At 40.8% G+C, this 26902-nt stretch carries 20 protein-coding genes, 2 tRNA genes, 3 rRNA genes and 1 pseudogene; 9 read left to right on the plus strand and 17 right to left on the minus strand.

Going from position 1 to position 26902, the window contains the following annotated elements; translation table 11 throughout:
* Positions 1 to 114: 114 nt before the first annotated feature.
* The 5 genes from parC to F985_RS07245 all read right to left on the minus strand — a co-directional run bounded on the left by parC (position 115) and on the right by F985_RS07245 (position 6711).
* Complete coding sequence (gene parC / locus F985_RS07225) at positions 115 to 2334, minus strand: DNA topoisomerase IV subunit A (protein WP_004699292.1); 2220 nt, start codon at positions 2332 to 2334, stop codon at positions 115 to 117.
* 152 nt (positions 2335 to 2486) lie between these two features.
* On the minus strand, positions 2487 to 3806 hold the full coding sequence (gene niaP, locus F985_RS07230; protein ID WP_004699295.1) for a niacin transporter NiaP: 1320 nt from the start codon (positions 3804 to 3806) through the stop codon (positions 2487 to 2489).
* An 82-nt stretch (positions 3807 to 3888) separates the two neighbouring features.
* Positions 3889 to 4533 carry a trimeric intracellular cation channel family protein gene (locus F985_RS07235; protein WP_004699296.1) on the minus strand — a complete coding sequence of 215 codons (645 nt, stop codon included), beginning with the start codon at positions 4531 to 4533 and terminating at the stop codon, positions 3889 to 3891.
* A gap of 45 nt (positions 4534 to 4578) precedes the next feature.
* Entirely contained in the window at positions 4579 to 5046 is a 468-nt protein-coding gene (locus tag F985_RS07240; RefSeq protein ID WP_004699299.1) for a YchJ family protein, read from the minus strand.
* A gap of 72 nt (positions 5047 to 5118) precedes the next feature.
* Positions 5119 to 6711 (minus strand): TerC family protein, encoded by a 1593-nt coding sequence (locus F985_RS07245; protein ID WP_004699300.1) that lies wholly within the window; start codon positions 6709 to 6711, stop codon positions 5119 to 5121.
* Positions 6712 to 7037: 326 nt separating this feature from the next.
* On the opposite strand from F985_RS07245, the gene F985_RS07250 reads away from it, so the two are divergent.
* The 4 genes from F985_RS07250 to dinB all read left to right on the plus strand — a co-directional run bounded on the left by F985_RS07250 (position 7038) and on the right by dinB (position 11114).
* A complete protein-coding gene (locus F985_RS07250) occupies positions 7038 to 7661 on the plus strand; it encodes an LOG family protein (protein ID WP_004699303.1) in 624 nt (207 codons plus the stop codon).
* 168 nt (positions 7662 to 7829) lie between these two features.
* The gene (gene mdtD, locus F985_RS07255; protein WP_004699306.1) at positions 7830 to 9221 is read left to right on the plus strand and encodes a multidrug transporter subunit MdtD; all 1392 of its coding nucleotides are present in this window, start codon (positions 7830 to 7832) and stop codon (positions 9219 to 9221) included.
* A gap of 77 nt (positions 9222 to 9298) precedes the next feature.
* The gene (locus F985_RS07260; RefSeq protein ID WP_004699308.1) at positions 9299 to 10057 is read left to right on the plus strand and encodes a glycoside hydrolase family 25 protein; all 759 of its coding nucleotides are present in this window, start codon (positions 9299 to 9301) and stop codon (positions 10055 to 10057) included.
* 1 nt (position 10058) lies between these two features.
* Positions 10059 to 11114 (plus strand): DNA polymerase IV, encoded by a 1056-nt coding sequence (dinB, locus tag F985_RS07265; RefSeq protein WP_004699310.1) that lies wholly within the window; start codon positions 10059 to 10061, stop codon positions 11112 to 11114.
* Between the two features lie 58 nt (positions 11115 to 11172).
* Here dinB and F985_RS26070 read toward each other — a convergent pair.
* Positions 11173 to 11235, minus strand: a pseudogene (locus tag F985_RS26070) (hypothetical protein); the annotation flags it as partial.
* Positions 11236 to 11426: 191 nt separating this feature from the next.
* Between F985_RS26070 and F985_RS07270 the strand changes: the two are divergent.
* Positions 11427 to 11780: a RidA family protein gene (locus F985_RS07270; RefSeq protein WP_004699313.1), complete on the plus strand. Its 354-nt coding sequence runs from the start codon at positions 11427 to 11429 to the stop codon at positions 11778 to 11780.
* Positions 11781 to 11926: 146 nt separating this feature from the next.
* On the opposite strand, the gene F985_RS07275 is transcribed toward F985_RS07270, so the two are convergent.
* From F985_RS07275 to F985_RS07290, 4 genes are all read right to left on the minus strand, one after another.
* On the minus strand, positions 11927 to 12427 hold the full coding sequence (locus tag F985_RS07275; RefSeq protein WP_004699315.1) for a DUF2726 domain-containing protein: 501 nt from the start codon (positions 12425 to 12427) through the stop codon (positions 11927 to 11929).
* 315 nt (positions 12428 to 12742) lie between these two features.
* Positions 12743 to 15121 carry a YgiQ family radical SAM protein gene (locus F985_RS07280; protein WP_004699317.1) on the minus strand — a complete coding sequence of 793 codons (2379 nt, stop codon included), beginning with the start codon at positions 15119 to 15121 and terminating at the stop codon, positions 12743 to 12745.
* Between the two features lie 212 nt (positions 15122 to 15333).
* Positions 15334 to 16593: an esterase-like activity of phytase family protein gene (locus F985_RS07285; RefSeq protein WP_004699319.1), complete on the minus strand. Its 1260-nt coding sequence runs from the start codon at positions 16591 to 16593 to the stop codon at positions 15334 to 15336.
* A gap of 147 nt (positions 16594 to 16740) precedes the next feature.
* Positions 16741 to 17145, minus strand: coding sequence for a helix-turn-helix domain-containing protein (locus tag F985_RS07290; protein ID WP_004699321.1), 405 nt, complete (start codon positions 17143 to 17145; stop codon positions 16741 to 16743).
* An 81-nt stretch (positions 17146 to 17226) separates the two neighbouring features.
* Between F985_RS07290 and F985_RS07295 the strand changes: the two genes are divergently transcribed.
* From F985_RS07295 to F985_RS07310, 4 genes are all read left to right on the plus strand, one after another.
* Positions 17227 to 17712 (plus strand): DUF2938 domain-containing protein, encoded by a 486-nt coding sequence (locus F985_RS07295; RefSeq protein ID WP_004699327.1) that lies wholly within the window; start codon positions 17227 to 17229, stop codon positions 17710 to 17712.
* A gap of 18 nt (positions 17713 to 17730) precedes the next feature.
* Entirely contained in the window at positions 17731 to 18297 is a 567-nt protein-coding gene (locus tag F985_RS07300; RefSeq protein ID WP_004699328.1) for a flavodoxin family protein, read from the plus strand.
* Between the two features lie 4 nt (positions 18298 to 18301).
* Entirely contained in the window at positions 18302 to 18514 is a 213-nt protein-coding gene (locus F985_RS07305) for a DUF2798 domain-containing protein (RefSeq protein WP_004699330.1), read from the plus strand.
* Between the two features lie 292 nt (positions 18515 to 18806).
* Positions 18807 to 19415, plus strand: coding sequence for a lytic transglycosylase domain-containing protein (locus F985_RS07310; protein WP_081401243.1), 609 nt, complete (start codon positions 18807 to 18809; stop codon positions 19413 to 19415).
* Positions 19416 to 19466: 51 nt separating this feature from the next.
* Here the strand turns inward: F985_RS07310 and cysK are convergent, their stop codons facing one another.
* The 7 genes from cysK to F985_RS07345 all read right to left on the minus strand — a co-directional run bounded on the left by cysK (position 19467) and on the right by F985_RS07345 (position 26728).
* Positions 19467 to 20465 (minus strand): cysteine synthase A, encoded by a 999-nt coding sequence (gene cysK / locus F985_RS07315; protein WP_004699333.1) that lies wholly within the window; start codon positions 20463 to 20465, stop codon positions 19467 to 19469.
* A gap of 149 nt (positions 20466 to 20614) precedes the next feature.
* Positions 20615 to 21157 (minus strand): GNAT family N-acetyltransferase, encoded by a 543-nt coding sequence (locus F985_RS07320; RefSeq protein WP_004699335.1) that lies wholly within the window; start codon positions 21155 to 21157, stop codon positions 20615 to 20617.
* A 219-nt stretch (positions 21158 to 21376) separates the two neighbouring features.
* Positions 21377 to 21491: ribosomal RNA gene (gene rrf, locus F985_RS07325) — 5S ribosomal RNA — on the minus strand.
* A gap of 178 nt (positions 21492 to 21669) precedes the next feature.
* Positions 21670 to 24560, minus strand: a 23S ribosomal RNA gene (locus F985_RS07330).
* 362 nt (positions 24561 to 24922) lie between these two features.
* Positions 24923 to 24998, minus strand: a tRNA-Ala gene (locus F985_RS07335).
* A gap of 56 nt (positions 24999 to 25054) precedes the next feature.
* Positions 25055 to 25131 (minus strand) — tRNA-Ile (locus tag F985_RS07340).
* Between the two features lie 59 nt (positions 25132 to 25190).
* A 16S ribosomal RNA gene (locus F985_RS07345) occupies positions 25191 to 26728 on the minus strand.
* The 16S, 23S and 5S rRNA genes sit together here with 2 tRNA genes alongside, the layout of an rRNA operon.
* Positions 26729 to 26902 lie beyond the last annotated feature (174 nt).

Here is a 26902-nt window from a genome sequence, read left to right on the forward strand (position 1 = left end):
AAATTACGTACTCCAAATTGCTGCCCTTTTAATCATTATTCAATACCAACAAGTTCAGTTCATTGCTTGAACTTGTTGCCATATATAGCGTATTTATGTTGCCAGACGCTAGCTTTATCTCTGAATCAACAGTTTATTTGCTTTTTGATATCCACGTGGTAAGAGCTGACCTTTCGAAGCACGTTTACCCATGTATTTTTGTAGATCATCACCTTTTAATTTCAGATGTTGTTGACCTGCAACCACCTGAATTATTTCATCTAGGTTCAAGGTTGTCATGGATAAAATCTGCTCTTTAGCTTCAAGTTGTATCAACTTATTACCTTTACCTTTATTTAAATTTGGTAATTCTGCCAAATCTAAAATTAACAAACGCCCTGCTGAGCTAAGCACAGCCAAATGTGTCATGTTTTGTGCGGAGATAAGCGGTAAAGCTTTTGCCTTATCAGGCACTGTTAAGAATGTCTTACCAGCTTTGGCATTTGTATCTAACTGTTTAACTTGAGTTTTAAAACCATAACCCGCTGAACTTGCAGCAATTAGTTCAGATTCATCATCATCTAAATAAGCCTGAATAAACGCTACCCCACTTGCTGGAGATAGTTTCGAACTTAATGGATCACCTAAGCCTCTGGCTGAAGGTAAGCTACTAATTGGTAAGGCATAACTACGCCCTGTTTCATCAAGGAAGTAAACTCGTTGATTGGTTTTACCTACTGCATGGCTTAAATATTGATCCCCTGCACGGTAGTTTAGGTTTTCAGCATCAACATCTGCTCCTTTTGCTGCACGAACCCAACCCGCTTCTGATAAAACGACAGTTACCGCTTCAGCTGGCATTAAATCTTGTTCTTTAATTTGAACAGCTTCAGCACGTGCAACAATTGGAGAACGGCGTTCGTCACCAAACTTTTTCGCGTCTTCTTTTAGTTCGCCAATAATCAGATTTTTCAAAGATTCAGGATTTTCCAATTGTTCACGAATAATGGCAGCTTTTTCAGCAAGCTCATCTTGTTCGTGACGGATTTCCATCTCTTCAAGCTTTGCCAAATGGCGTAATTTCAGCTCTAAAATCGCTTCTGCTTGTATTTCATCAATATTGAAATGTTCCATCAATACTGGCTTAGGCTGATCTTCTTCACGAATAATACGAATCACTGTATCAATATCAAGATAAGCAATTAACAAACCCGCCAAAATATGCAGGCGCTTTTCAATACGATTTAAATGATATTGCAAACGGCGAGTTACCGTTTTTTTACGGATTTCGATCCATTCAAGCAAGATACGGCGAATCGATTTAACTTGAGGACGACCATCTTCACCAATCATGTTCAAATTGACACGATAGCTTGACTCTAAATCAGTGGTCGCAAATAAGTGGCTCATCACTGCTTCCGCATCAATACGATTAGAACGCAGCACAATCACCAGTCGTGTTGGGTTTTCATGATCAGACTCATCACGTATATCTACCACCAATGGTAGCTTTTTAGCCTGCATCTGGTCGGCAATTTGAGTAATCACTTTAGAGCCAGATACTTGATACGGTAACTCAGTAATCACGATTTCATGCTTTTCAACGGTATAAACCGCACGCATGCGATAACTACCACGACCAGTTATCTGGATCTTAAGCAACTCTTCTGGCGGAGTAATAATTTCAGCTTTGGTTGGTAAGTCTGGAGCTGGAATATATTCAGCTAATTTCTCATCTGAAGTTTGTGGGTTACGAATTAAGGCAATCGTTCCTTTAATCACTTCACGTAAATTATGCGGTGGAATATCGGTTGCCATACCTACAGCAATACCGGTTGTACCATTGAGTAGAATATTCGGAATACGCGCTGGCAACGTAATGGGTTCTTTTAATGAGCCATCAAAGTTATCTTGCCATTCAGTTGTGCCCTGACCTAACTCATTTAACAACAACTCACTGTAAGCCGAAAGTTTGGCTTCTGTATAACGCATTGCAGCAAATGACTTAGGATCATCTGGTGCTCCCCAGTTACCTTGACCTTCGATTAAGGGATAACGATAACTGAAAGGCTGAGCCATTAATACCATGGCTTCATAACAAGCTGAGTCACCATGTGGATGATACTTACCAAGTACATCACCCACTGTACGCGCTGATTTTTTAGGCTTACCACTATTTTTTAAGCCTAGTTCGCTCATGGCATAGACAATACGGCGCTGTACAGGCTTTAAGCCATCACTGATATGCGGCAATGCACGGTCCATAATGACGTACATGGCATAATTCAAGTAAGCCTGTTCAGTAAATTCGGCTACAGAGCGGTTTTCTGTCGCATGATGCGCAAGGCTGGTCATAGTCAGCTTATCTTCCAAATCAGTCGTTATTTTAAGTGTGTATTATGCTAAGTGGGCTATGTTACAGACACAAGAGGGACTCTGTCACCTGAGCGTCAAATTATGTCTTATCTCTCTATATTTTTAGTTACTTGCTATAAAGTTAGGCAAAACTATAGTCCGATCGACTCTAGTCTTTTCCCTTGAGTCTCTTCACCTAATATCAAAATAACCAATGCCACAGCAAGTAAAACAACAGTAAACATCATAAAAACGTGATTAAACCCGTTTTTAGCGACCATCATATGAGTCACAACGATTGGCGCTACAATGCCACCAATACGCCCCATTGCCGATGCCCAGCCCGAACCAAAGGCACGAATATTGGCCGGATATTGTTCTGGCGTATAGGTATATAACACTCCCCATGCACCTAAATTAAAGAATGACATGAGACAACCCCAAAACATAATGCTATTTACGCTGTTAGCTTGTCCAAAGAAATATGCAGATAAGGCACAAAACCCGATAAATGCCGCGAGTGTAATTTTTCGACCTAAGCGTTCAACAAACCAAGCAGCTGCTAAGTAGCCCGGTAGCTGCGCCAAAATCATAAGCAATACATATTCAAATGATTTAACAACATCGTAGCCTTGTTTCACCAATAGACTTGGTAACCAGGTAAAAATCCCGTAATAGGAATACACAATTCCAAACCAGATCAGCCAGAGCATTAAACTTCTACGAGCAAATTGACCACTCCAGAGCTGTTTAAATGAAACTTTTTGTCGCATCGCCACAGGCACGACTTCAATATGGTGAACTATTTGCACGCACGCTTCGGCTTCTAGTTTTTGTACCAGTGCATGCGCCTCTTCAATACGACCACGGTTAATCAGGTAAGGTATCGACTCAGGGACTTTTTTCCAAATCACTAAAATATAAAGAAGTGGTAGGCCGCCCATAAGAAAGGCGATATGCCAGCCAAATTTAGGAATAATAAAATAAGAAATGAGCGCTGCAACCAGCCAACCTAGTCCCCAAAAACTTTCAAGCAGAACAATAAATCGGCCACGAACATGAGCAGGAACATATTCACTGACCAGTGTGACTGCTACAGGTAACTGACCACCTAGTCCAAGCCCCACAATAAACCGAAAAATTAATAGCCACTTTAGATCAGGAGCAAAAGCACATAAAGCTGTAGCAATACTATAAATGGCCATCGTAATCGCAAATACCGTTTTACGGCCAAAACGATCTGCTAAGGCACCAGAGCAAACTGCACCGATAGCCATGCCCACAAAGCCGATACTGACAATCCAACCGCTTTCAGCCGGTGTTAATGACCAGTCTTTAACAAGGGTTGTCATAATAAAAGCAATAATGCCGGTATCCATCGCATCAAACATCCATCCCAACCCTACTACCCATAAAAGCGTGTAGTGAAATTTGCCGATTGGGAGATTTTGTATACGTGAAACCAGATCCATAGGATTAACTCTACTGGAAAGATTAAGTGAGCAAGACCATATATAGAATTGTTATATCATGCCCACATCAAGTTCTGAATGATTAATGTTCGTCGGTAGAAGAAGCCGACTCTGCATCATCATCTTTATAAATAAATTTAGGCATTTCCAAACCAAAATAAATGGCAATCAAACGTAAGGTAAAGCCGAAAATTAGAGTCGAAATAACAGTTAACTCTAGACTTAATCCTATATCCTGACAGACCCAATAACAGATCACTGCCACAAAAGAAATACTCGCGTAGAGTTCACGGCGGAAAACAAATGGCACATCGTTACATAAAATATCACGTAAAATACCACCCGAAACCCCAGTCAAAACACCTGCTACGGCTGAAACGACAAAGCCATGTCCCATTTGTAAGGCAATCTGACAACCAATAATGGTAAAGCCAATCAAACCTAAAGCATCAAGTACCAAGAAAATGTTATGTAAATGGCGCATCCATTTAGCAATAATGATGGTAACAAAGGCAGCGCAACACGTTAAAACTAAATATTCAGGATGCTTCACCCACGTTAAAGGATAGTGCCCAAGTAGTACATCACGTACAGAACCACCACCCAAAGCTGTTACACAGGCAATCAGTACAACACCGAACCAGTCCATACTCCGACGTCCAGCAGACAATGCTCCAGTCATAGCTTCGGCAGTAATCGCAATAATATAAATAACGGTGAGTAACATTGCCCTTTCCTTCAGGCCAAACGGTGGGCGTATTTTAAGATAAACTTATAGGAATTGTGCACAGCATTGTTTAAATTTTTTTCCTGAACCGCAGATACAAGGCTGTTTCATAGTGACCTGCATATCGACCGTTGGATCAAGGAAAAACCATTGCTGCTGTTGATACACAAAATGTGAAACTTCATGGTGGATTTGAGCACTTTTTCCATCATGATAATGAGCTTTGAACTCCACCTGTGCATGAGTCTTATCCAACTTTTCTTTGGCTTGGATGACTTCCAAACCCAACCATTGATTTTGTTTACTCCAATCTGCAATAGCCTCTTTATCAAGAGCAGATTGCTGTCCTAGTGCTGTAGTCTGAACAATATAATCAATTTGTTGTAATGCAAAAGCACTATAGCGGGAACGCATAAGCTGCTCCGCTGTCAGGGCTTTTGCTGTACCTAAATGTAAAGGCTCACAACATTCTGCATAACTGCCTTTTGCACATGGACAAGTGTGTTGAGTCATTCTGTGTTTCTCAAATAAAAAAATAGCTCAGAGTTGAGCTATTTTATGATGTTTCTAGACTTAAAATGTCATTTAATCTTTTGATTCATCTTGTTCGATAGAAACAATATGAACTTTCTCGATCTTGTGACCTTCCATAGTTACAACTTCAAAGCGATAACCATCCGCTTCCACAGTTTCACCATTTTCAGGTAAACGACCTAAATGGAATAACAAATAACCCGATAAAGTAGAATATTGTTCACTTTCATCTACCAAGTCACGACCAAGTAAAAGAGATACGTGGCGAATATCGGTTGAACCTTCAAGTATTAAAGAACCATCTTCTAAGCTTTCAGCTGCTGCATCTAGTTCGTCTTCGTCAGGGAACTCACCTGCAATAGCTTCTAAAATATCAATTGGTGTCGCAATACCTTCAATTGAACCATATTCATTTAGAACAATGGCCATTTGTAAAGGAGCCTGACGTAATTGCTCCATCACCATAAGCACTTGAGCATTTTCATGCACAATAACTGGTTCACGTAAGTGCTTTTGGAAATCGACAACACCCGTTTCAATAAAGTTATTTAAAACTTTATGCGTAAGCGCGATACCTTCAATATTATCAAGTTCACCACGAGCAACAATTAAACGTGAATGTGTCATCGACATTAAACGTTCTTTCAAAACTTCCGGTTCGTCGTCTAAATCAATCCATTCAAGTTCAGGTCGTGGAGTCATCACCGACTTTACTGGACGTTCAGATAACCCAAGTACACCTTGTACAAGCACACTGTGGTAAACACCATTTTCTTCGTCAAAAACTTCATCGGCAAAAGCTTGTGTAGCCAATACATCTTCGTTATCAGCCGTTTGAGTATCGGAAGTAGAACTGCTATTTTTACTGCCTAACATGCGTAAAACTGCAGATGCTGTGCGATAACGTAAATCTGTAGTAGTGACTAGCTTTTCTTGATTGCGGCGCATGGTTTGGTTGATCATTTCGACTAAAATCGAGAAACCAATCGCAGCATATAAGTAACCCTTCGGAATATGGAAACCAAAACCTTCCACCACCAAAGAGAAACCAATCATCATTAAGAAGCCAAGACACAGAATAACGACTGTTGGGTGCTTATTTACAAAGTCCATGAGTGGTCTCGAAGCCCACAACATGATACCCACAGCAATCACAACAGCAACCATCATCACTGACAGCTCTTTGACCATACCCACCGCAGTAATTACGCTGTCTAATGAGAATACGGCATCAAGCACAACAATCTGGACAATAACCATCCAGAACGCGGCATGGACTGGATTATCTTCTTTATGAAGCTGTTTACCTTCCATTCGCTCATGCAATTCCATGGTGCCTTTAAATAACAAGAACACACCACCGAATAATAAAATCAAATCACGACCAGAGAATGGATGATCAAAAATATGGAAAAGCGGTTGGGTGAGTGTCACAACCCAAGCAATTGAAGCCAAGAGGACAAGACGCATTCCCAAAGCGAGTATTAAACCCACTATACGTGCCTTAGTACGTTGTTCTGGCGGTAACTTTTCAGCCAAAATAGCAATAAAGACGAGGTTATCGATCCCTAGTACGATTTCAAGAACAATTAATGTAGCTAAGCCTACCCAAGCAGACGGATCAGACATCCATTCAAAGATCATTGATCCTGCTCCTGTGCTGGGTGGATTTTATCTTTATTGGGCAACGCAACAGGCGTACCTAGACAAAGGGGAAATAATGTTTTTTTAGGACAAGAAATTAAAACGGAGCGACTACAACCACTACCCATATTTGTTCATATGTTGTTAAACGAATTTTCAGTATAGGCAAGATTTAACATAAATTCATCATTTTTATTTGATCATTATATGTATTCACCAAACCCATACAAAACATGGGTCTTTCCTATAAAACTGCTTATAAAGTTGTCATATTTTTTGCTTAGTGTAGACAAGAAATATGAACGTGATAAGGTGAAAATAAAGCAATGAATAGCGTATTAACAATGGCAGTAAACGATTCACCAATAACATCTGTAAAAACAACACAACCTCTTATTGCATTATATTGTGGCTCACGAGCAGGAAATAAGCCGATTTATCGAGAAAAGGCAATTGAATTAGCCAGCGGAATAGCGGAACAAGGTTTTGGTTTAGTCTACGGCGGTGCCAGCATTGGTTTAATGGGCCAAGTTGCAGAAAGTGTGCTTGCACATGGTGGAGAAGCTGTAGGTGTCATTCCTGAATTTATGCTTGATTATGAAGTCGCACATGCAGGACTAACTGAATTGCATGTGGTCGAAACCATGCATGAGCGTAAGGCCATGATGGCAGAGCGTGCAAGTGCATTTATTGCATTACCTGGCGGTTTAGGAACATTCGAAGAAATTTTGGAAATTGCGACTTGGGGCCAACTCAATCAGCACCAAAAACCCATGATTTTATATAACGTAAATGGTTTTTATAATCCATTAATTGCCCAGCTAGATCATGCGGTTCAAGAAGGTTTTCTTCCCCTTCAACACCGAGCAAAATTAATTGTATGTGAAGAAATCGATCAAATTTACAACGTCATCCGAAACTTAAAAATGCCAAAGAGATTTGTTGTGTAAACTCTCCTATCTCAATAAAAAAGCGGTTCTTCCGCTTTTTTTGTTTTCACTATTTTCACCGTTGCCTTCAAGAGCAATTAGATTTAGTAAAGGGGCACTCAACATTGTCTTACTTTTTTTACTTTCAATTTGTTTTAAACTAAACCAAAACGTTAACTTTCAAATGTTATGAATGCCACGCCGACTCACCAAGCCTTGCAACCTGAATATCGCTTACTCGTACTTTTGGTGTCTATTGGCTTTTTTATGCAGGCATTAGATACCACAATTGTAAATACTGCTATTCCTGCAATGGCACACCATTTAAATGAAGACCCATTACGTATGCATAGCGTGGTGGTGGCTTATGTTTTGTCGGTTGCTGCCTGCATTCCTTTAAGTGGATGGTTAGCCGATCGGTTTGGCGTTAGAAATACATTTTTATCAGCAATTATTATTTTTACTTTAGCTTCTTTGGGGTGTGGGCTGTCTCAAAATCTGAATGAACTTTTATTTTTCCGTGTCATTCAGGGTGTGGGAGGAGCACTATTACTCCCCGTTGGTCGTTTATCACTTTTAAAAATTATTCCCCGAACTCAATTCCTAGCTGCTATGAGCCTCATGAGTCTGGCAGGTTTACTTGGCCCTCTCGCAGGTCCAACATTAGGAGGCTGGTTAGTTGAAGTGGCAACATGGCACTGGATTTTTCTTATTAATATTCCAATGGGTGTACTCGGTATATTAATGACATTAAAAGTCATGCCAAATGTAAAAGAACCTACGGTTAAAACCTTTGATCTTATGGGGTTTGTGCTCTTGGTGGTTGCAATGATTGGCTGGTCTTTAGGTATTGAACATCTTGCCTCTCCTGAATATTCCAAATGGTTAAGTATTTCTCTATTAATAGTCGGAGTAATTGCAACACTTTGGTATGCCTATCATTCCCATACTCATCAAAATGCATTATTCCGTAGCCGATTATTTAAAAATAAAATTTTCGCAATTGGGATTTTAGGTAATTTCTTCGCTCGCTTTGGTGGTAACGCTTTACCTTTCGTCATACCACTCATGTTGCAAGTGGCTTTTGGATTTGAACCATTTATTGCGGGTTTAATGATGATTCCACTAGTGCTAGGTTCACTTTTTTCTAAGCCGATTGTTAGACCTATTATTCAGAAAATGGGTTATCGCCGCTTTCTGTTAATTAACACCACATTAGTCGGTCTATGTATTGCATCTTTTGCGATTATGACTGTCGACACGCCTACTTGGTTTAGAGCCTTACACTTTTTCTTGTTTGGTACATTAAACTCATTACAGTTTGTAGGTATGAATACACTGACTTTAAAAGACTTGCCTCAACAAGATGCAAGTAGTGGAAATAGTTTCCTATCAATGATTATGATGCTTTCTATGAGTATCGGTGTTGCATTGGCAGGTACTCTCATTAATGTATTTACCAATTACTATGGTACAGCCCATGTGACAACAGCGTTTCATGTCACTCTAGTCTGTTTGGGCTGTATTAACGTCATTACTGCGCTTATCTTTTGGCAAATTCCAAAAAATACACCTGTGTAAGCAGTTGCATTTTTAGCATGGTTTCTCGTTCGTAAATCACGCTATTATGTGAGCTTCATCTTGATACTGAGTTTTGCATGACCAAGCTGGCAAAAACCTTTTCTGCACCACGCTACAACACCGTAATCGGTATTGTTTTAGCTTGTGTCATGGGGGTTCTCACTTACTTCGGTCTGTTCTATCAACAAAAAGCAATTGCTCAAGATTATCCAGTTCAAGGCTTTGATGTTTCTCATCATCAAGAAGAGATTAACTGGAAAAAAATATCACCCCAAAAATTCCAGTTCGTCTATTTAAAAGCGACTGAAGGCGGTGATTATAAAGATTCAAAATTTCAAGAAAACTGGTTAAAAGCACGCGAACATGGATTTCATGTAGGGGCTTATCATTTTTATCGTCTATGTCGTGATGGTAAAACACAAGCTGAAAATTTTATTGCAACTGTTCCCAAAAAAGTCGATGCGCTTCCACCTGTTATCGATCTCGAATATGATAGCAACTGTATTAATACACACACCAAAGAACAATTACTTAAAGAAATAGGCATTATGCATGACCGCTTAAAACAGCATTATGGCAAACAACCTATCTTTTATATCTCCAAAACTTTTTACCATATTGTGTTAATAGGAAATTTCCCTAATACCCCGCTTTGGGTTAGAGATTATGAAGGAAAACCTGAACTGAAAGACAAAAGAAAATGGCTCTTTTGGCAGCATAGTAATCAAGGTAAAATTGAAGGCATGTCAAAGCCAGTAGACTTAAATGTTTATGAGGGTTCAGTCAAAGAGTGGCATCAATTTTTACAGCAACAAGGCATCGTGAAAGCACAATAATATGCGCAAAATCATTCATATCGATATGGATGCCTTTTATGCATCGGTCGAATTGCGAGAGCGTCCTGATCTAAAGCATCTTCCTGTCGTTATCTCTTCTCATCATCCGCGCGCTGTAATTGCGGCAGCTTCTTATCCTGCCCGTGAGTTCGGTTTACGCTCTGCCATGTCTATGAGCCAAGCAAGAAAACTATGCCCTCAAGTTGTTATTATCGAACCTAATTTTGAAAAATATCGTACAGTCTCGGCTCAAATCCATTCAATCTTTCAGCAATATACTCTTCTCATTGAACCTTTATCGCTTGATGAAGCATATTTAGATGTCACTGAGAATTTAAAGCAAATCGCGAGTGCAACCGAAGTGGCTATGCATATTCGGGAAGATATTTTTAGACTAACAGGACTGACTGCCTCGGCTGGTGTAGCACCTAATAAATTTTTGGCAAAAGTCGCTTCTGACTGGAATAAACCGAATGGTTTATGTGTAATCAAACCATCTCAAGTCGCTACTTTTATTCAAGACCTTCCGCTAAAAAAGATTCCTGGCGTGGGCAAAGTTACCCAAGAAAAACTCCAACAGCTTGAATTGCACACACTAGGTGACTTGCAAAAAATTGAAGAAGCGGTTTTAGTTCATCACTTTGGTAAATATGGGCAACAGCTTTATTTATACGCCCAAGGTATTGATAACCGCCCTGTTCAAGCTGAACGTGCTCGTCAGCAAATTTCGAAAGAAACCACATTTGATAGTGATTTAACCCTAACTCAGTGCCAACCTTATTGGCATGGCTTAGCTGAAAAAGTTTGGCAAAGTTTAGAGAAAAAACAACTCTATGCTCGTGGCGTAAATATTAAGCTCAAACTCAAAAATTTTCAGACTTTACAACACAGTAAAAGTTTTAAAACTCCAATCCATTCTCAACAAGATTTGATTCAAGTTTTATTCTTACTTTTAAATGAAATGCATATTCCCGAAAACTTCCAATTTCGTCTTATTGGAATTGGTGTTTATCAGTTACAGACCAAAGCTGACGACTTCCAACTTTCATTATTATAATTGATGTTTTTTTATTCAAAAGAACAAGATTTAGACAAAAACTGTTACCTTTTGATCAAAAATTACAGTAATCTAATTAGCGCATATTCATTACCCATGTATTTGCAACATGCCAAAGCAACCTTTACTTTAGGCATATCGTCCTGTGATTGGCGTGACGACCAAATCCGAATATTACAGGGCTCTTCTGATACATGGCTTAGATTTTTTTATCACAATAATCTACTTAAATTCCTTTGTACTTGCTTGCACCAACCCTGCATCTATTCATAAAATCAAAGCTATTCAATAAATACACTTTAGAGCATTTTTATGACGGTAAAGCGTTTACACGTGACTTCACGCTACTGCGAAGTTGCGATTTCAGGTAATTTAGTCCATTTAGCAGGCCAACTCGCTGATGACACCAGTGTAGACATTACGGCACAGACTCAACAAACTTTAGACAATATTGATCGTTTACTTGCTGAAGCTGGTACTGACAAAAGCCATATTCTTTCAGTCATGATTTTTCTAAAAGATATTGAAACAGACTATGCAGCCATGAATGCTGTATGGGATGCATGGATTAGCAAAGAAAATCCACCTGCTCGTACTTGTGTGGAGTCTAAACTTTACGCACCTGACGTACTAGTAGAAATGACTGTCGTTGCGGTACTTCCATAGTTCTTATTGATTTTAATCAATAAAAAAATGAGCAATATTTACAGTAATATTGCTCATTGTTTATAGTTCAAAAAATTCTAATATCCGTATTTTATTCATATCGTCTTTAATAAACCCTAAAATCAAAATTTTATAATCTCTACTTGTTAAGACTTCACAAAAGCATTTGAGATTCGCTCTAACTGCGGCGTGGCATGTAAAGTTGCCATCTCTGATTCAGGGGTCAATAAATCTCTTCTTAAATCATTATAATCAGGCACACTGCTGTAGCGTAGTACACGGTAACCAGCAAGTTGTAATAAACGGCGTTCATACTGCTGATGTGCACGACGTAAACCATTTTCTTCAAGCATAACCACCACAAAAACTTGGTAATTTTGATCAAGTACCACAAAGTCAGCCGTCATATTTTGATATTTTCGACGGGTGTGAGCATATTTAGTTGTTAATAAAGCATCAAATGAGACATGAGCTAATACAGTAAATTTAGGAAATACTGTTTGTAAACGAGTAAGAGTCATTTGCTCATGACTACTTAATACAGCACGGCGCTTTAAAGCACTGTCTTGTTGGTGTTTTCTTGAGAGGCTTTTCGCCGCCATAATGACAGTCAAAAAGAGTAGTAAGATCGTAATTAAATAGTACATGGGTCTAATCCTTTAAGTTTTTTATAATGATTTTGCTAGATCACGCTTTGTTTTAATTGATAACGACACAGCCGTTTTTTAAAAGGTTCACTTAGTAATTTCACTTGTAGTTATCAAGCTTGGCTTAAATTTAGCCACCCTCAACATTATTTATAATCATAGAGTCAACAACAATCAAGTGCAGCTCGTCAGATTTTGGATATTTATCATTATTCGTTACGTTTTTTGTACTTTAAATCTGCAAAAATCTCACTATACGATTTAAATAACCTCATGAAAAACAAAAAAGGCTCTGTTTAAGAGCCTTTTTTATCATTATCCACGTGCTTTTGACTTTGGTTTACTTTTCCCACCAAATGGTCTCTTCTCACCTGTTTCACGAGGAGGCAAACCAGTATGTTGCGTTAGTACTTGACCTTTTTGTGGACGCTTCTGATTTGAATGATTACTCGTTTGCTGGTTATTTCGTTTAACCGAATCCCCTGCCGTAGACGAGTTTTTCTTACGGGCAGATTTATATTCCCCTTCAGTACCTTTTGGCTGATAGGTCGGAATTAAATGCTGCTTTGAATTACCAATCAAATCGGCACGGCCCATTTCTTTTAAAGCTTCACGAAGTAATGGCCAGTTGTTTGGATCATGGTAACGTAAGAATGCTTTATGCAGACGACGGCGTTTCTCACCTTTTACAATATCAACTTTTTCAGTATAACGAGCGACTTTAGCAAGCGGGTTTTTGCCCGAATAATACATGGTGGTTGCAGTTGCCATTGGTGATGGATAGAACGTCTGTACCTGATCGGCACGGAAACCATTCTTTTTCAACCAAATAGCAAGGTGCATCATGTCATAATCTGAAGTACCCGGATGTGCAGCAATAAAGTAAGGAATGAGATACTGCTCTTTTCCTGCTTCTTTACTGAAACGGTCAAACATTTGCTTAAAACGATCATACGTACCAATACCCGGTTTCATCATTTTAGATAATGGGCCTTGCTCAGTATGTTCAGGAGCAATTTTTAAATAACCACCAACGTGGTGTTGCACCAGCTCTTTGACATATTCAGGGTTGAGTACAGCCAGGTCATAACGTAAACCTGAACCAATCAGAATCTTCTTCACACCTTTAATCGCACGTGCTTTACGGTAAAGCTGCACTAACGGCGCATGATCGGTATGTAAGTTTTGACAAACGCCCGGATAAACACAAGAAGGTTTACGACAGTTCTTCTCAATTTCTGGGTCTTTACAGTGCAAACGGTACATGTTTGCTGTTGGGCCACCTAAGTCTGAAATAATGCCGGTGAAATTTGGTGCCGTATCACGAATTTTTTCAATCTCACGTAAGATCGAATCTTCCGAACGGTTTTGAATAATACGACCTTCATGTTCTGTAATCGAACAGAATGTACAACCACCAAAACAGCCACGCATAATGTTGACTGAGAATTTGATCATATCAAATGCAGGGAAACGCGCATCACCATAAGTAGGATGTGGCAAACGTGCATAAGGTAAATCAAACACATAATCCATTTCCTCAGTAGTTAGAGGAATTGGAGGCGGGTTAATCCACACATCACGCTCACCATGGCGTTGAACCAACGCACGAGCATTACCCGGATTAGTTTCAAGGTGCAAAATACGGTTTGCATGTGCATAAAGCACTTGATCATTCGCCACTTCTTCAAAAGAAGGCAAGCGAATAACTGCCAACTCGCGTGGAGGTAATTTGTGTTTAATTGCTTTTGAAGGTGCTGGCTTTAATTGAACGATTTGAGTATCGTCATCGAGTTTGTCACCTTCACGCACAATCGGATTCGCAACAATCTCTTTTTGGAAATTTTGATACTGAGCTAAAGAATTACCCTTTTCTTTTTCAACCTCACAGCCATCAATATCTTCTGTCATGACATATGGGTTAATAATTGGGTCAACACGCCCAACCGTATCTACATCATTACTCGCAACTTCAACAAACTTTGCTTTTGATGCTTTGTTATGTTTATTAATAATAAATGCCGTACCACGAACATCTGTAATCTCATGGATTTTTTCACCTTTAGCCAAACGATGCATCACATCAATAATGGCACGCTCACCATTACCATACATCAGCAAATCGGCTTTTGAGTCCATCAGAATCGAACGACGGACTTTATCTGACCAATAATCATAGTGTGCAATACGACGTAAACTTCCTTCAATACCACCTAATAACACTGGTACATCTGGGAAAGCTTCACGACAACGTTGGCAATATACTGTTGCAGCACGGTCAGGACGTTTATTTGGCTCATTATTTGGAGAATATGCATCATCAGAACGGATTTTACGATCTGCCGTATAACGGTTAATCATCGAATCCATATTACCTGCGGTTACACCCCAAGCAATCGTTGGCTTACCTAAAACGCGGAAACTTTCAACATTGGTCCAATCTGGCTGCGCAATAATTCCGACACGGAAACCTTGTGCTTCAAGTACACGCCCAATCACACCCGATACAAATGATGGGTGGTCAATATAAGCATCACCACAGACTAAAATAAAGTCACAAGCATCCCAGCCGAGTTGGTCCATTTCTTCTCGTGACATCGGCAAAAATGGCGCTGGTTCAAAACACGACGCCCAATATTTGTCGTAATCAAACAGCGCTTTTGGCGCAGTTTGCATGGTATAAGCGGTAGACATGGCTTGCGAATCTCGGCTAGCAGATGAAGGAGAGACATCTAAAGATGAAAGCCGATCATTTTAACATGAATTTCATTCATTTTCCCTGTTTATAAAACATGCGAAAACAACAATATAGAAATTAATTTGATTAAACTTTACTCAATATTTTATTCTTAGAATAAATACGGCGGAACAAAATCCGCCGCAGTTTTAATTTTTATTTATAGAGCTTAGAACAAAGCTTTTGGCAAACGAATTTGAATAATCTCGTTATCATCAGCCAGTTTTGCGTTGCGTCCTGTTGAACCAGGGAAGTTATTGTCATTTAGTACCGTGAGCGTTGTACCATTTTCAATAATCACATCTTCAATGGTTTCAAACGGGAAAGCAAAAACTTGTCCCGTACCAATATCCCCTGCTCTAGCTGTGCCATACAACATATTCGGGTTAGCAATTTTAATTAAATCGACTAAATCTTCACGGCTTACTAGCTGACCTGACTCATTCAATTTAATACGGATTAATTTTTTATATCCGCCTAAATTATTCTGAGTCGCATCACGCTCAATAATAATGCCTTCTTTATCATTAAAGAGTTGGAAGTCACCAATATTGGTTGCCTTGCTGTCTAATTGGAACCAATAATATTTCCCTGTATACGCTTTTTTCTTAATGTCGAATTGAGAAATCAGCAACTGTCTTTCCGTTTCCCGAATTGATTTAATTGGCTTTTCTATAAGCGGGTAAAGATACTGCCCATCTGGTGAAATTGCCATACCTTCAAAACCACCACTTTGCTGAACTAGAGGTTCTACAAAATTAATTTGCGCTTTATTAAACTGATTTTGTGGTGAACGTAATTCTTGGGTCGGATTTAATGGGTTTGGTAAAGCGATTGGTGCATCTAGTAACACACCATCCGCTGAAAAATGAAGTAAATAAGGGCCAAACTCATCCCCAATCCAATAAGTTCCATCGCTAGTACTTTGCATTGACTCTGGGTCAAAATCAGCACCCGTTAATAAACGCTCAGGCGTATTACCGTTCACGATATTAAAAGGAATTAACTTATTTGGATCACGCAATTGAATAAAGCTTTGTACCGTAACCTGCCCTGTACCTTTGGTTTTAGTTTTGAAATCAGGTTTTAATTTATAAATACGAAGTAAGAAGTCTGCTGAATTATCTTGGGTACCAAAGCCATTATCGGCCATTGCCATATAGCTGCCATCTTCATTTTTTAATGCAGCAGAAAAACCTTGTACAGGCTGGCCTTTAAATGGAGGATAAATTCCATTTGCACCTTTTACATATGCACCAGAGTCTGGGCCAGCAGCATAAGTTTCTACAGGCAATTTGGCAAAAGAAATTAAAGTTGGTTCGGTAACGTTTTCAGTAGGTGATGTTTGTTCTTGATCGTTATTATCGTTACATGCCGTCAATCCTAAACTGGCGCAGCATAATAATGCGACTAAAGTTTTTTTGCTCATAAATTTGTACGTTTGGTAAAAAATTAAGCAAATTTAATCAAGCTTATATGAAGTTTTTACTTCAAAAAGATGAAATCTTTATGGCGAAAATATGACAAACCCAACTATTCAATACAGACACAAACTAAATGAATTCATCAAAAAGAATTAAAGTTTCGTTGGCTGATATTCTCCAGCAATTGCTGCTTTCAAAAAGTTCTGAAAAGTTGGGCATTCCATATGATTTTCAGCAGGACATACAGCAGCATGCTGTAATCCTTGACTAATAAAATGTAAACGCTTTGCCATTTGCTCTAGTTGTTCAGCTTTATCTTTTAATTTTTCCCGATCAAGATCAGGCTTACCATCTTGCCCAAACATTGTAGCGATCTCATTTAAAGAAAAACCCGCAGCACGTCCTAAAGCAATAAGTGCCAGTTGATCAAGCACCTGCTTACCATACTGCCGACGTAAACCTTGCCGCCCAATCGACTTAATTAGCCCCTTCTCTTCATAAAAACGTAGTGTAGCGGTTGTGACTTTTGCCTTTTTAGCAACTTCACCAATATCCATAATCACCTCTTGACTTCAAGTGAACTTGAACTTGCACAATAAATTTATCACGTTTCATACGTATAAAAGCAAGGTGTAAAAATGAATACCTCCATATTATTCTTCCAAGCTTTATGTCTTGGTATTGGTGCAACAGTTATTATGGATATATGGCTGTTAATACTAAAAATATTTAAGATCCCGACCTTAAATTTTGCCTTTCTCGGACGCTGGATCGGCTGGATATTCCACGGAAAAATCATCCATCAATCTATCGCTCAAAGCCCTCAAATTAAGGGTGAATATTTTTTAGGTTGGGTTGCTCACTATAGTGTCGGGCTAATCTTTTCATTTAGCTTTCTTTTCATTGTTGGCTCAACTTGGCTTAGTCATCCTCAGTTTTTCTCAGCACTAGTATTTGGTGTAGTCACCGTTCTCATCCCTTTTTTTATTATGCAACCCGCCATGGGTAGTGGTTTTGCTTCATCAAAAACACCTCATCCTTTTTTGAACTGTCTAAAAAGTTTGATGAATCATAGTGTTTTTGGTTGTGGCTTATATCTCACTGCAAAACTATTTCAAATTTAGATAAGAAGGAAACTATCCATGAAAACTGTTGCCATTATTTACTATAGTCGCCAAGGGCATACACAATTTATCGCTCAGCAAATTCAAACAGGTATTTTGAGCCATCAAGATATTGAAGTAGATTTACTCAATGCCGAACATCTCATCGAAAACCCAGAAACACTAATTAAATATGATGGTTTAATTTGGGGATCTCCTACTTATTTAGGTGGCGTGTCTTCCAAGTTAAAACAACTCATGGATGCGACGGGACCATTATGGAAAAAACAGAGTTTTAAAGGAAAGCTAACAGCTGGATTTACCGTTTCCTCTCTTCCCGCAGGTGATAAACAATCGACACTAATTTCGATTTTTACCTTCTGTATGCAACACGGCATGTTATGGGTCGGCAACCCGATTATACCTGAGCAACACCAAGGTATTCCTTATACTCAAGCAGCCAACCGTCTCGGTTCATGGTCAGGCTTAATGGCTCAGGCTGAACATGGCAGTAATGCCGATAGGTTTGATGAAGGAGATATTAAAACTGCTCAACAATTTGGAGAAAATTTTGCATTAACCTTAAATGCTTATCAAGGAAGATAAGACCATGAAAGCACAGAAGCTTTTATTCCTCTTCATTTTATCTGGAATGATGTCTTTTATAGTTTCAGGTATTTCAACTTTTAAATTAGTGGGACTAAATCATCATTTCCTTTCATTGTGGGTATCGGCTTGGATTATTGCATGGATATTGGCTTTTCCAAGTGTATTGATTTGTGCTCCTGTAGCCCAAAAACTTGTCGACATCGTATTTAAGTAAGTTGATCTGTAAGTTAAAACGTACAAAAATTGCGGTGATTTGCGGATATTCAGCTTTAGTATTATTTCATAATATATGAATCATAGAGAGACAGGATGTCTCATTGAAGAAGAATAAGAACGCAGGAAGCGGTAGTTGACAGGAGTTAGCTACATAAAGCTGAATACGAAGGAGCCTCGACAGGATGTCGGGGTTTTTTCATTTCACTTATACAAAATTCTTACTTTTTAGATGTGCTAAGCAACAGAACTAATATTGATCCGATAAGTACGGCTAAATACGATTATTTCATTTGAAACTTCATGATTGGTTTTGTATTTTGCTTACCTCATCTTTAACCCAAAATCGTTTTGAACCATCACAATTACACATCCTTGGTCTGAAATTTCTCATAACTTTTTTAATGATCATCATGACAGGATGTACAAGCTTAGGCCCTAATAGTGGCTCATTTACTTGGCGTTCAAATAAACTATCATCTGGCTTACAAAAAGCTTATTCCGTTCCGCTGAGTACAGCCAATCGCTTATCTCCTATGATTATTCAAAGTGCTGACAAATATAATGTTCCTCCACTTTTACTCGCGGCAGTCATCAGACAAGAGTCGAACTACAATAGTAATGCCCGTTCTCCAACTGGGGCTGTTGGTTTAACTCAAATTATTCCAAGCTATTGGCAACAAACTTGTGCTGGTAATTTGTATGATGAATCTACAAATATCCAATGTGGTGCTTATATTTTAAATCATTACTATCAAACCGCAGATAGCTGGTTCAAAGCCACGGCTTATTATAATGTTGGGCCAACAGGATATGATCGAAGCTTCTGGACCCGTCACAAAGCGAAAAAATATGCCCGATCTATCAAGCATCATCAAAAAAATTTAAAAAATGCTCTATAAAAAACTTAAATAAAAGCCCATCAATGGATGGGCTTTTTTATGCGGTTAATTTTATTCGTCAAATAAACCTTCAAATAACACAGAAGACAGATAACGTTCCCCACTATCTGGCAGAATAACAACAATGGTTTTACCAGCATTTTCAGGACGCTCTGCAATTTTAGCAGCGGCTGCCAATGCAGCTCCACTTGAAATACCCACTAAAATACCTTCTTGAGTTGCACAGTTTCTCGCCCATTGAATTGCTTCTTCGCTAGTCACTGGTAAGACTTCATCCACAAGGTTCAAATCAAGATTCTTTGGAATAAAGTTCGCACCAATTCCCTGAATTTTATGCGGTGCAGGTGTAATGTTCTCACCATTTTTAGTTTGAGTAATAATTGGAGATTCAGCAGGTTCAACAGCTACTGAGTACAATGGCTTATTTTGAACCTGTTCAAAATAACGAGAAATACCTGTAATCGTACCGCCAGTACCGACGCCCGCAACTAAAATATCGACTTGCCCACCTGTAGCTTGCCAAATTTCAGGACCAGTTGTGTCTACATGAATTTGTGGATTCGCTGGATTTTCAAATTGTTGTGGCAAGAAATAAAGATCTGGCTGTTCAGTTGCTAATCGTACAGCCTCATCAACTGCACCTTTCATTCCTTTCGCGGGTTCAGTTAATACCAAATTAGCACCTAAAGCTTTTAATACTTTTCTACGCTCAAGGCTCATACTGGCAGGCATAGTTAGAGTAATTGAATAACCTTTTGCCGCAGCTACAAATGCCAATGCAATACCAGTATTACCACTCGTTGGCTCAACAATATGCATACCTTCTTTTAATACACCACGCTTTTCCGCATCTGCAATAAGTGCCGCTCCGATGCGGCATTTCACAGAAAATGCAGGGTTACGGCTTTCCACTTTTGCTAATACGGTTGCACCTGTTTTAATCAATCGGTTAATACGTACTAAAGGTGTATTACCAATGGCTTCGGCATTATTTGAATATACCGCGATACCTAAATTGTTGGGAGTTGGAAATTGCTGATCGGTAGACATGTTATATCCTTATTAGATTTGGAATGATTCTGAATCATTATAGGCTTGTCTAATAAACAGGAAAGTAGAAAAAGTTAAGTAATATGAAAAAATGACAGCTACATCTATTTTAGACAGAATAAAAAAATGAATTTATTAGATCATTAGAACTACCAAACTTCACCCTCTCGCCATTCTGCGCAAATACTATCGGCCTCTGAACTGTGTGAGAGTAGATCTTTCATATGGATACTCAAAGGATATAGCATAATTTCATAGTCATCAGTCAGATAAGTAGATATATCTTTTTTGATGTACAAATCCCCCCACCAAGTAGTCCAACCTAATTTTTTATAAAATGCTTCATCTTCTGGTTGTAATGCAGCAAGTTCATATTCCAAATCAGTTAATGCTTCAACTAAATATTTTAGTAATTGTGATGCAAGCCCCTTACCTCTCATCGTGTAATCAGTGGTCACATACTCTACATAAGCAGTTTTTACATCGGAGCTGCCATTTATAGTAAAAACTCTATCCGTCCATAAGGCATGTGAAACAATTTGATCATCTAATATACCCACGACATGAAATGCTTTTTGCATGAAAGCATATTGGCTCCATGGATCTTCATCAAAAGCAGCAAAACATAATTCAGCAATTTGATTGCGTTGATTTTTATCTAGATCTTGGGCTGCGATAATTTTGAACTGCATAGATGAAAACTCAAATTTAACTATTTATTTTAACTATTTATAGATTAAGCAAAGATTGGAATATTATGAAATGTTTTTTTATTACATTGAACTAAGACCCTATATCTCTAAAATAGAGTAACTGTGTAAATCTGTTCTTTTGATTATGTGTTTTCTATTTCTCTTCCGCGCATAAAGCAACACCCCGGTTTCTTTCGAGACCGGGGTGTTTGAATAATGAGCTGGCGATGACTTACTCTCACATGGGTAACCCCACACTACCATCAGCGCTAAGAGGTTTCACTTCTGAGTTCGGGAAGGGATCAGGTGGTTCACTCTTGCTATGGTCGCCAGCACAACTGTTTATGGATACTTGCTTTGGTCTTATTGATTGCCGAAGCGTTTTCCAAATCTTTACAGATTGGGCTGATTGAATCTGACTTGTTCATTTTATCTAGTGGAGTAACTAAATCAAGTTGCTTTGTAGATTTATGAATCGATTGATGCTTTATATACAACTGCTTGGGTGTTGTATAGTCAAGCCTCACGAGCAATTAGTATTGGTCAGCTTCACATATCACTATGCTTCCACATCCAACCTATCAACGTCCTAGTCTCGAACGGCTCTTTAGAGGAATAAATTCCTAGGGAAATCTTATCTTGAGGTAGGCTTCCCGCTTAGATGCTTTCAGCGGTTATCCCTTCCGAACATAGCTACCCGGCGATGCGACTGGCGTCACAACCGGTACACCAGAGGTTCGTCCACTCTGGTCCTCTCGTACTAGGAGCAGATCCTCTCAAATTTCCAGCGCCCACGGTAGATAGGGACCGAACTGTCTCACGACGTTCTAAACCCAGCTCGCGTACCTCTTTAAATGGCGAACAGCCATACCCTTGGGACCTGCTTCAGCCCCAGGATGAGATGAGCCGACATCGAGGTGCCAAACACCGCCGTCGATATGAACTCTTGGGCGGTATCAGCCTGTTATCCCCAGAGTACCTTTTATCCGTTGAGCGATGGCCCTTCCATACAGAACCACCGGATCACTAAGACCTACTTTCGTACCTGCTCGACTTGTGGGTCTCGCAGTTAAGCGCGCTTTTGCCTTTATACTCTACGCGTGATTTCCGACCACGCTGAGCGCACCTTCGTACTCCTCCGTTACTCTTTAGGAGGAGACCGCCCCAGTCAAACTACCCACCAGACACGGTCCTCGTCCCGGATAACGGGACAGAGTTAGAACCTCAACATTACCAGGGTGGTATTTCAAGGACGGCTCCATTGGAACTAGCGTTCCAACTTCAAAGCCTCCCACCTATCCTACACAAGTAAGGTCAAAGTTCAGTGTCAAGCTGCAGTAAAGGTTCACGGGGTCTTTCCGTCTAGCCGCGGGTACACTGCATCTTCACAGCGATTTCGATTTCACTGAGCCTCTGCTGGAGACAGCGCCGCCATCATTATGCCATTCGTGCAGGTCGGAACTTACCCGACAAGGAATTTCGCTACCTTAGGACCGTTATAGTTACGGCCGCCGTTTACTGGGGCTTCGATCAAGAGCTTCGCTTACGCTAACCCCATCAATTAACCTTCCAGCACCGGGCAGGCATCACACCCTATACGTCCACTTTCGTGTTTGCAGAGTGCTATGTTTTTAATAAACAGTTGCAGCGGCCTGGTTTCTGCGGCTGTCATCAGCTCAGGAAGCAAGTTCCATCACCAACAACAGCGTACCTTCTCCCGAAGTTACGGTACCATTTTGCCTAGTTCCTTCAGCAGAGTTCTCTCAAGCGCCTTGGTCTACTCGACCTGACCACCTGTGTCGGTTTCGGGTACGATTCCTGTGTAACTGAAGCTTAGAGACTTTTCCTGGAAGCATGGTATCAGCCACTTCACTGTACAAGTACAGCTTGCTATCGGATCTCAGTATAGAGTACCCCGGATTTGCCTAAGATACATACCTACATCCTTCCACCTGGACAACCAACGCCAGGCTGACTTAACCTTCTCCGTCCTCTCATCGCATTACACAGAAGTATTGGAATATTAACCAATTTCCCATCGACTACGCCTTTCGGCCTCGCCTTAGGGATCGACTCACCCAGCCCCGATTAACGTTGGACTGGAACCCTTGGTCTTTCGGCGAACGGGTTTTTCACCCGTTTTGTCGTTACTCACGTCAGCATTCGCACTTCTGATACCTCCAGCATACTTCTCAATACACCTTCATCGGCTTACAGAACGCTCCCCTACCACTTGACTAATGTCAAATCCGCAGCTTCGGCACATAGTTTTAGCCCCGTTACATCTTCCGCGCAGGCCGACTCGACTAGTGAGCTATTACGCTTTCTTTAAAGGGTGGCTGCTTCTAAGCCAACCTCCTAGCTGTCTATGCCTTCCCACATCGTTTCCCACTTAACTATGATTTTGGGGCCTTAGCTGGCGGTCTGGATTGTTTTCCTCTTGACTACGGACGTTAGCACCCGCAGTCTGTCTCCCGGATAGTACTCATAGGTATTCGGAGTTTGCATCGGTTTGGTAAGTCGGGATGACCCCCTAGCCGAAACAGTGCTCTACCCCCTATGGTATTCGTCCGAGGCGCTACCTAAATAGCTTTCGGGGAGAACCAGCTATCACCAGGCTTGATTAGCCTTTCACCCCTATCCACAAGTCATCCCCTGGCTTTTCAACGACAGTGGGTTCGGTCCTCCAGTTAGTGTTACCCAACCTTCAACCTGCTCATGGATAGATCGCCTGGTTTCGGGTCTATACCCAGCAACTAAACGCCCTATTAAGACTCGATTTCTCTACGGCTCCCCTATACGGTTAACCTCGCTACTGAATATAAGTCGCTGACCCATTATACAAAAGGTACGCAGTCACCGAACAAGTCGGCTCCCACTGCTTGTATGCATGCGGTTTCAGGATCTATTTCACTCCCCTCACAGGGGTTCTTTTCGCCTTTCCCTCACGGTACTGGTTCACTATCGGTCAGTCAGGAGTATTTAGCCTTGGAGGATGGTCCCCCCATATTCAGACAAGGTTTCACGTGCCTCGCCCTACTCGTCATCATTATGTGTGCCCTTTCGTGTACGGGAATATCACCCTCTACGTTCGCACTTCCCAGAGCGTTCCACTAAAACACACATAACTTAATGGGCTGATCCCCGTTCGCTCGCCGCTACTGAGGGAATCTCAATTGATTTCTTTTCCTAAGGGTACTGAGATGTTTCACTTCCCCTCGTTCGCCTTGCAACACTATGTATTCATGTTGCAATACCTACCTTAAAGTAGGTGGGTTCCCCCATTCAGAAATCTCCGGATCACAGGATATTTGCCGCCTCCCCGGAGCTTTTCGCAGGCTATCACGTCTTTCATCGCCTCTGACTGCCAAGGCATCCACCACATGCACTTAATTACTTGACTATACAACCCCAAACAGTCGTTACACCTACAAGTTGGTGTAGCAACAGAACAAATGATCTCTCATTCATCCATACAGTTCGAAGTACTGTGTATCTAAACACTGTACAGCTTCAATCTAAATTCATATACCAAAACGCTTGATTCAGTTAATTTGCTAGTTCTCAATTCATCTAGATTAATTGCTTAATCTAAACTCTTGAGTGAACAATTTATTTCAGACTCAATTTTGCCAATCTGTTAATGAATAAACATGCCTTCGTCAGGTCATGCTTAATACCGTGATACTTAAATCACAGAAGTTAATAAACCAAGACCGAAATCTCTATTTACTAATTTCTGTAATCCGAACTTCTCTTAAGTTCTGGTGGAGACTAGGAGAGTCGAACTCCTGACCTCCTGCGTGCAAAGCAGGCGCTCTACCAACTAAGCTAAGTCCCCAGCTTACATCATCAGTCATGTATCTTTTTATCTACAACTTCAACCAGTCAAAGTCATGGTGGGTCTGACAAGACTTGAACTTGTGACCCCACGCTTATCAAGCGTGTGCTCTAACCAACTGAGCTACAGACCCTCAGATACATCTATGAAGAACAACTTGTTGTGGATTCTTACCAATCGTCAATCTTTCGTTAAGGAGGTGATCCAGCCGCAGGTTCCCCTACGGCTACCTTGTTACGACTTCACCCCAGTCATCGGCCACACCGTGGTAACCGCCCTCTTTGCAGTTAGGCTAGCTACTTCTGGTGCAACAAACTCCCATGGTGTGACGGGCGGTGTGTACAAGGCCCGGGAACGTATTCACCGCGGCATTCTGATCCGCGATTACTAGCGATTCCGACTTCATGGAGTCGAGTTGCAGACTCCAATCCGGACTACGATCGGCTTTTTGAGATTAGCATCACATCGCTGTGTAGCAACCCTTTGTACCGACCATTGTAGCACGTGTGTAGCCCTGGCCGTAAGGGCCATGATGACTTGACGTCGTCCCCGCCTTCCTCCAGTTTGTCACTGGCAGTATCCTTAAAGTTCCCGACATTACTCGCTGGCAAATAAGGAAAAGGGTTGCGCTCGTTGCGGGACTTAACCCAACATCTCACGACACGAGCTGACGACAGCCATGCAGCACCTGTATGTAAGTTCCCGAAGGCACCAATCCATCTCTGGAAAGTTCTTACTATGTCAAGGCCAGGTAAGGTTCTTCGCGTTGCATCGAATTAAACCACATGCTCCACCGCTTGTGCGGGCCCCCGTCAATTCATTTGAGTTTTAGTCTTGCGACCGTACTCCCCAGGCGGTCTACTTATCGCGTTAGCTGCGCCACTAAAGCCTCAAAGGCCCCAACGGCTAGTAGACATCGTTTACGGCATGGACTACCAGGGTATCTAATCCTGTTTGCTCCCCATGCTTTCGCACCTCAGCGTCAGTGTTAGGCCAGATGGCTGCCTTCGCCATCGGTATTCCTCCAGATCTCTACGCATTTCACCGCTACACCTGGAATTCTACCATCCTCTCCCACACTCTAGCTAACCAGTATCGAATGCAATTCCCAAGTTAAGCTCGGGGATTTCACATTTGACTTAATTAGCCGCCTACGCGCGCTTTACGCCCAGTAAATCCGATTAACGCTTGCACCCTCTGTATTACCGCGGCTGCTGGCACAGAGTTAGCCGGTGCTTATTCTGCGAGTAACGTCCACTATCTCTAGGTATTAACTAAAGTAGCCTCCTCCTCGCTTAAAGTGCTTTACAACCATAAGGCCTTCTTCACACACGCGGCATGGCTGGATCAGGGTTCCCCCCATTGTCCAATATTCCCCACTGCTGCCTCCCGTAGGAGTCTGGGCCGTGTCTCAGTCCCAGTGTGGCGGATCATCCTCTCAGACCCGCTACAGATCGTCGCCTTGGTAGGCCTTTACCCCACCAACTAGCTAATCCGACTTAGGCTCATCTATTAGCGCAAGGTCCGAAGATCCCCTGCTTTCTCCCGTAGGACGTATGCGGTATTAGCATCCCTTTCGAGATGTTGTCCCCCACTAATAGGCAGATTCCTAAGCATTACTCACCCGTCCGCCGCTAGGTCAGGTAGCAAGCTACCCTTCCCCGCTCGACTTGCATGTGTTAAGCCTGCCGCCAGCGTTCAATCTGAGCCATGATCAAACTCTTCAGTTAAAATCATTTTGCACCTTATTTAAAGACAAGGTGCCAATTCTGGCTCATCAATTACTGACTTAAATTTCGCTCAAATAAACTTCGAGTAATTTAAACCAATCAATCAATGAAAATTATTTCGATTAATCAATCAGTAAAAATCCACACAAGTTGTTCTTCAATTCTCTTAATGAT

It is taken from the genome of Acinetobacter seifertii (assembly GCF_000368065.1).
GTDB lineage: Bacteria > Pseudomonadota > Gammaproteobacteria > Pseudomonadales > Moraxellaceae > Acinetobacter > Acinetobacter seifertii.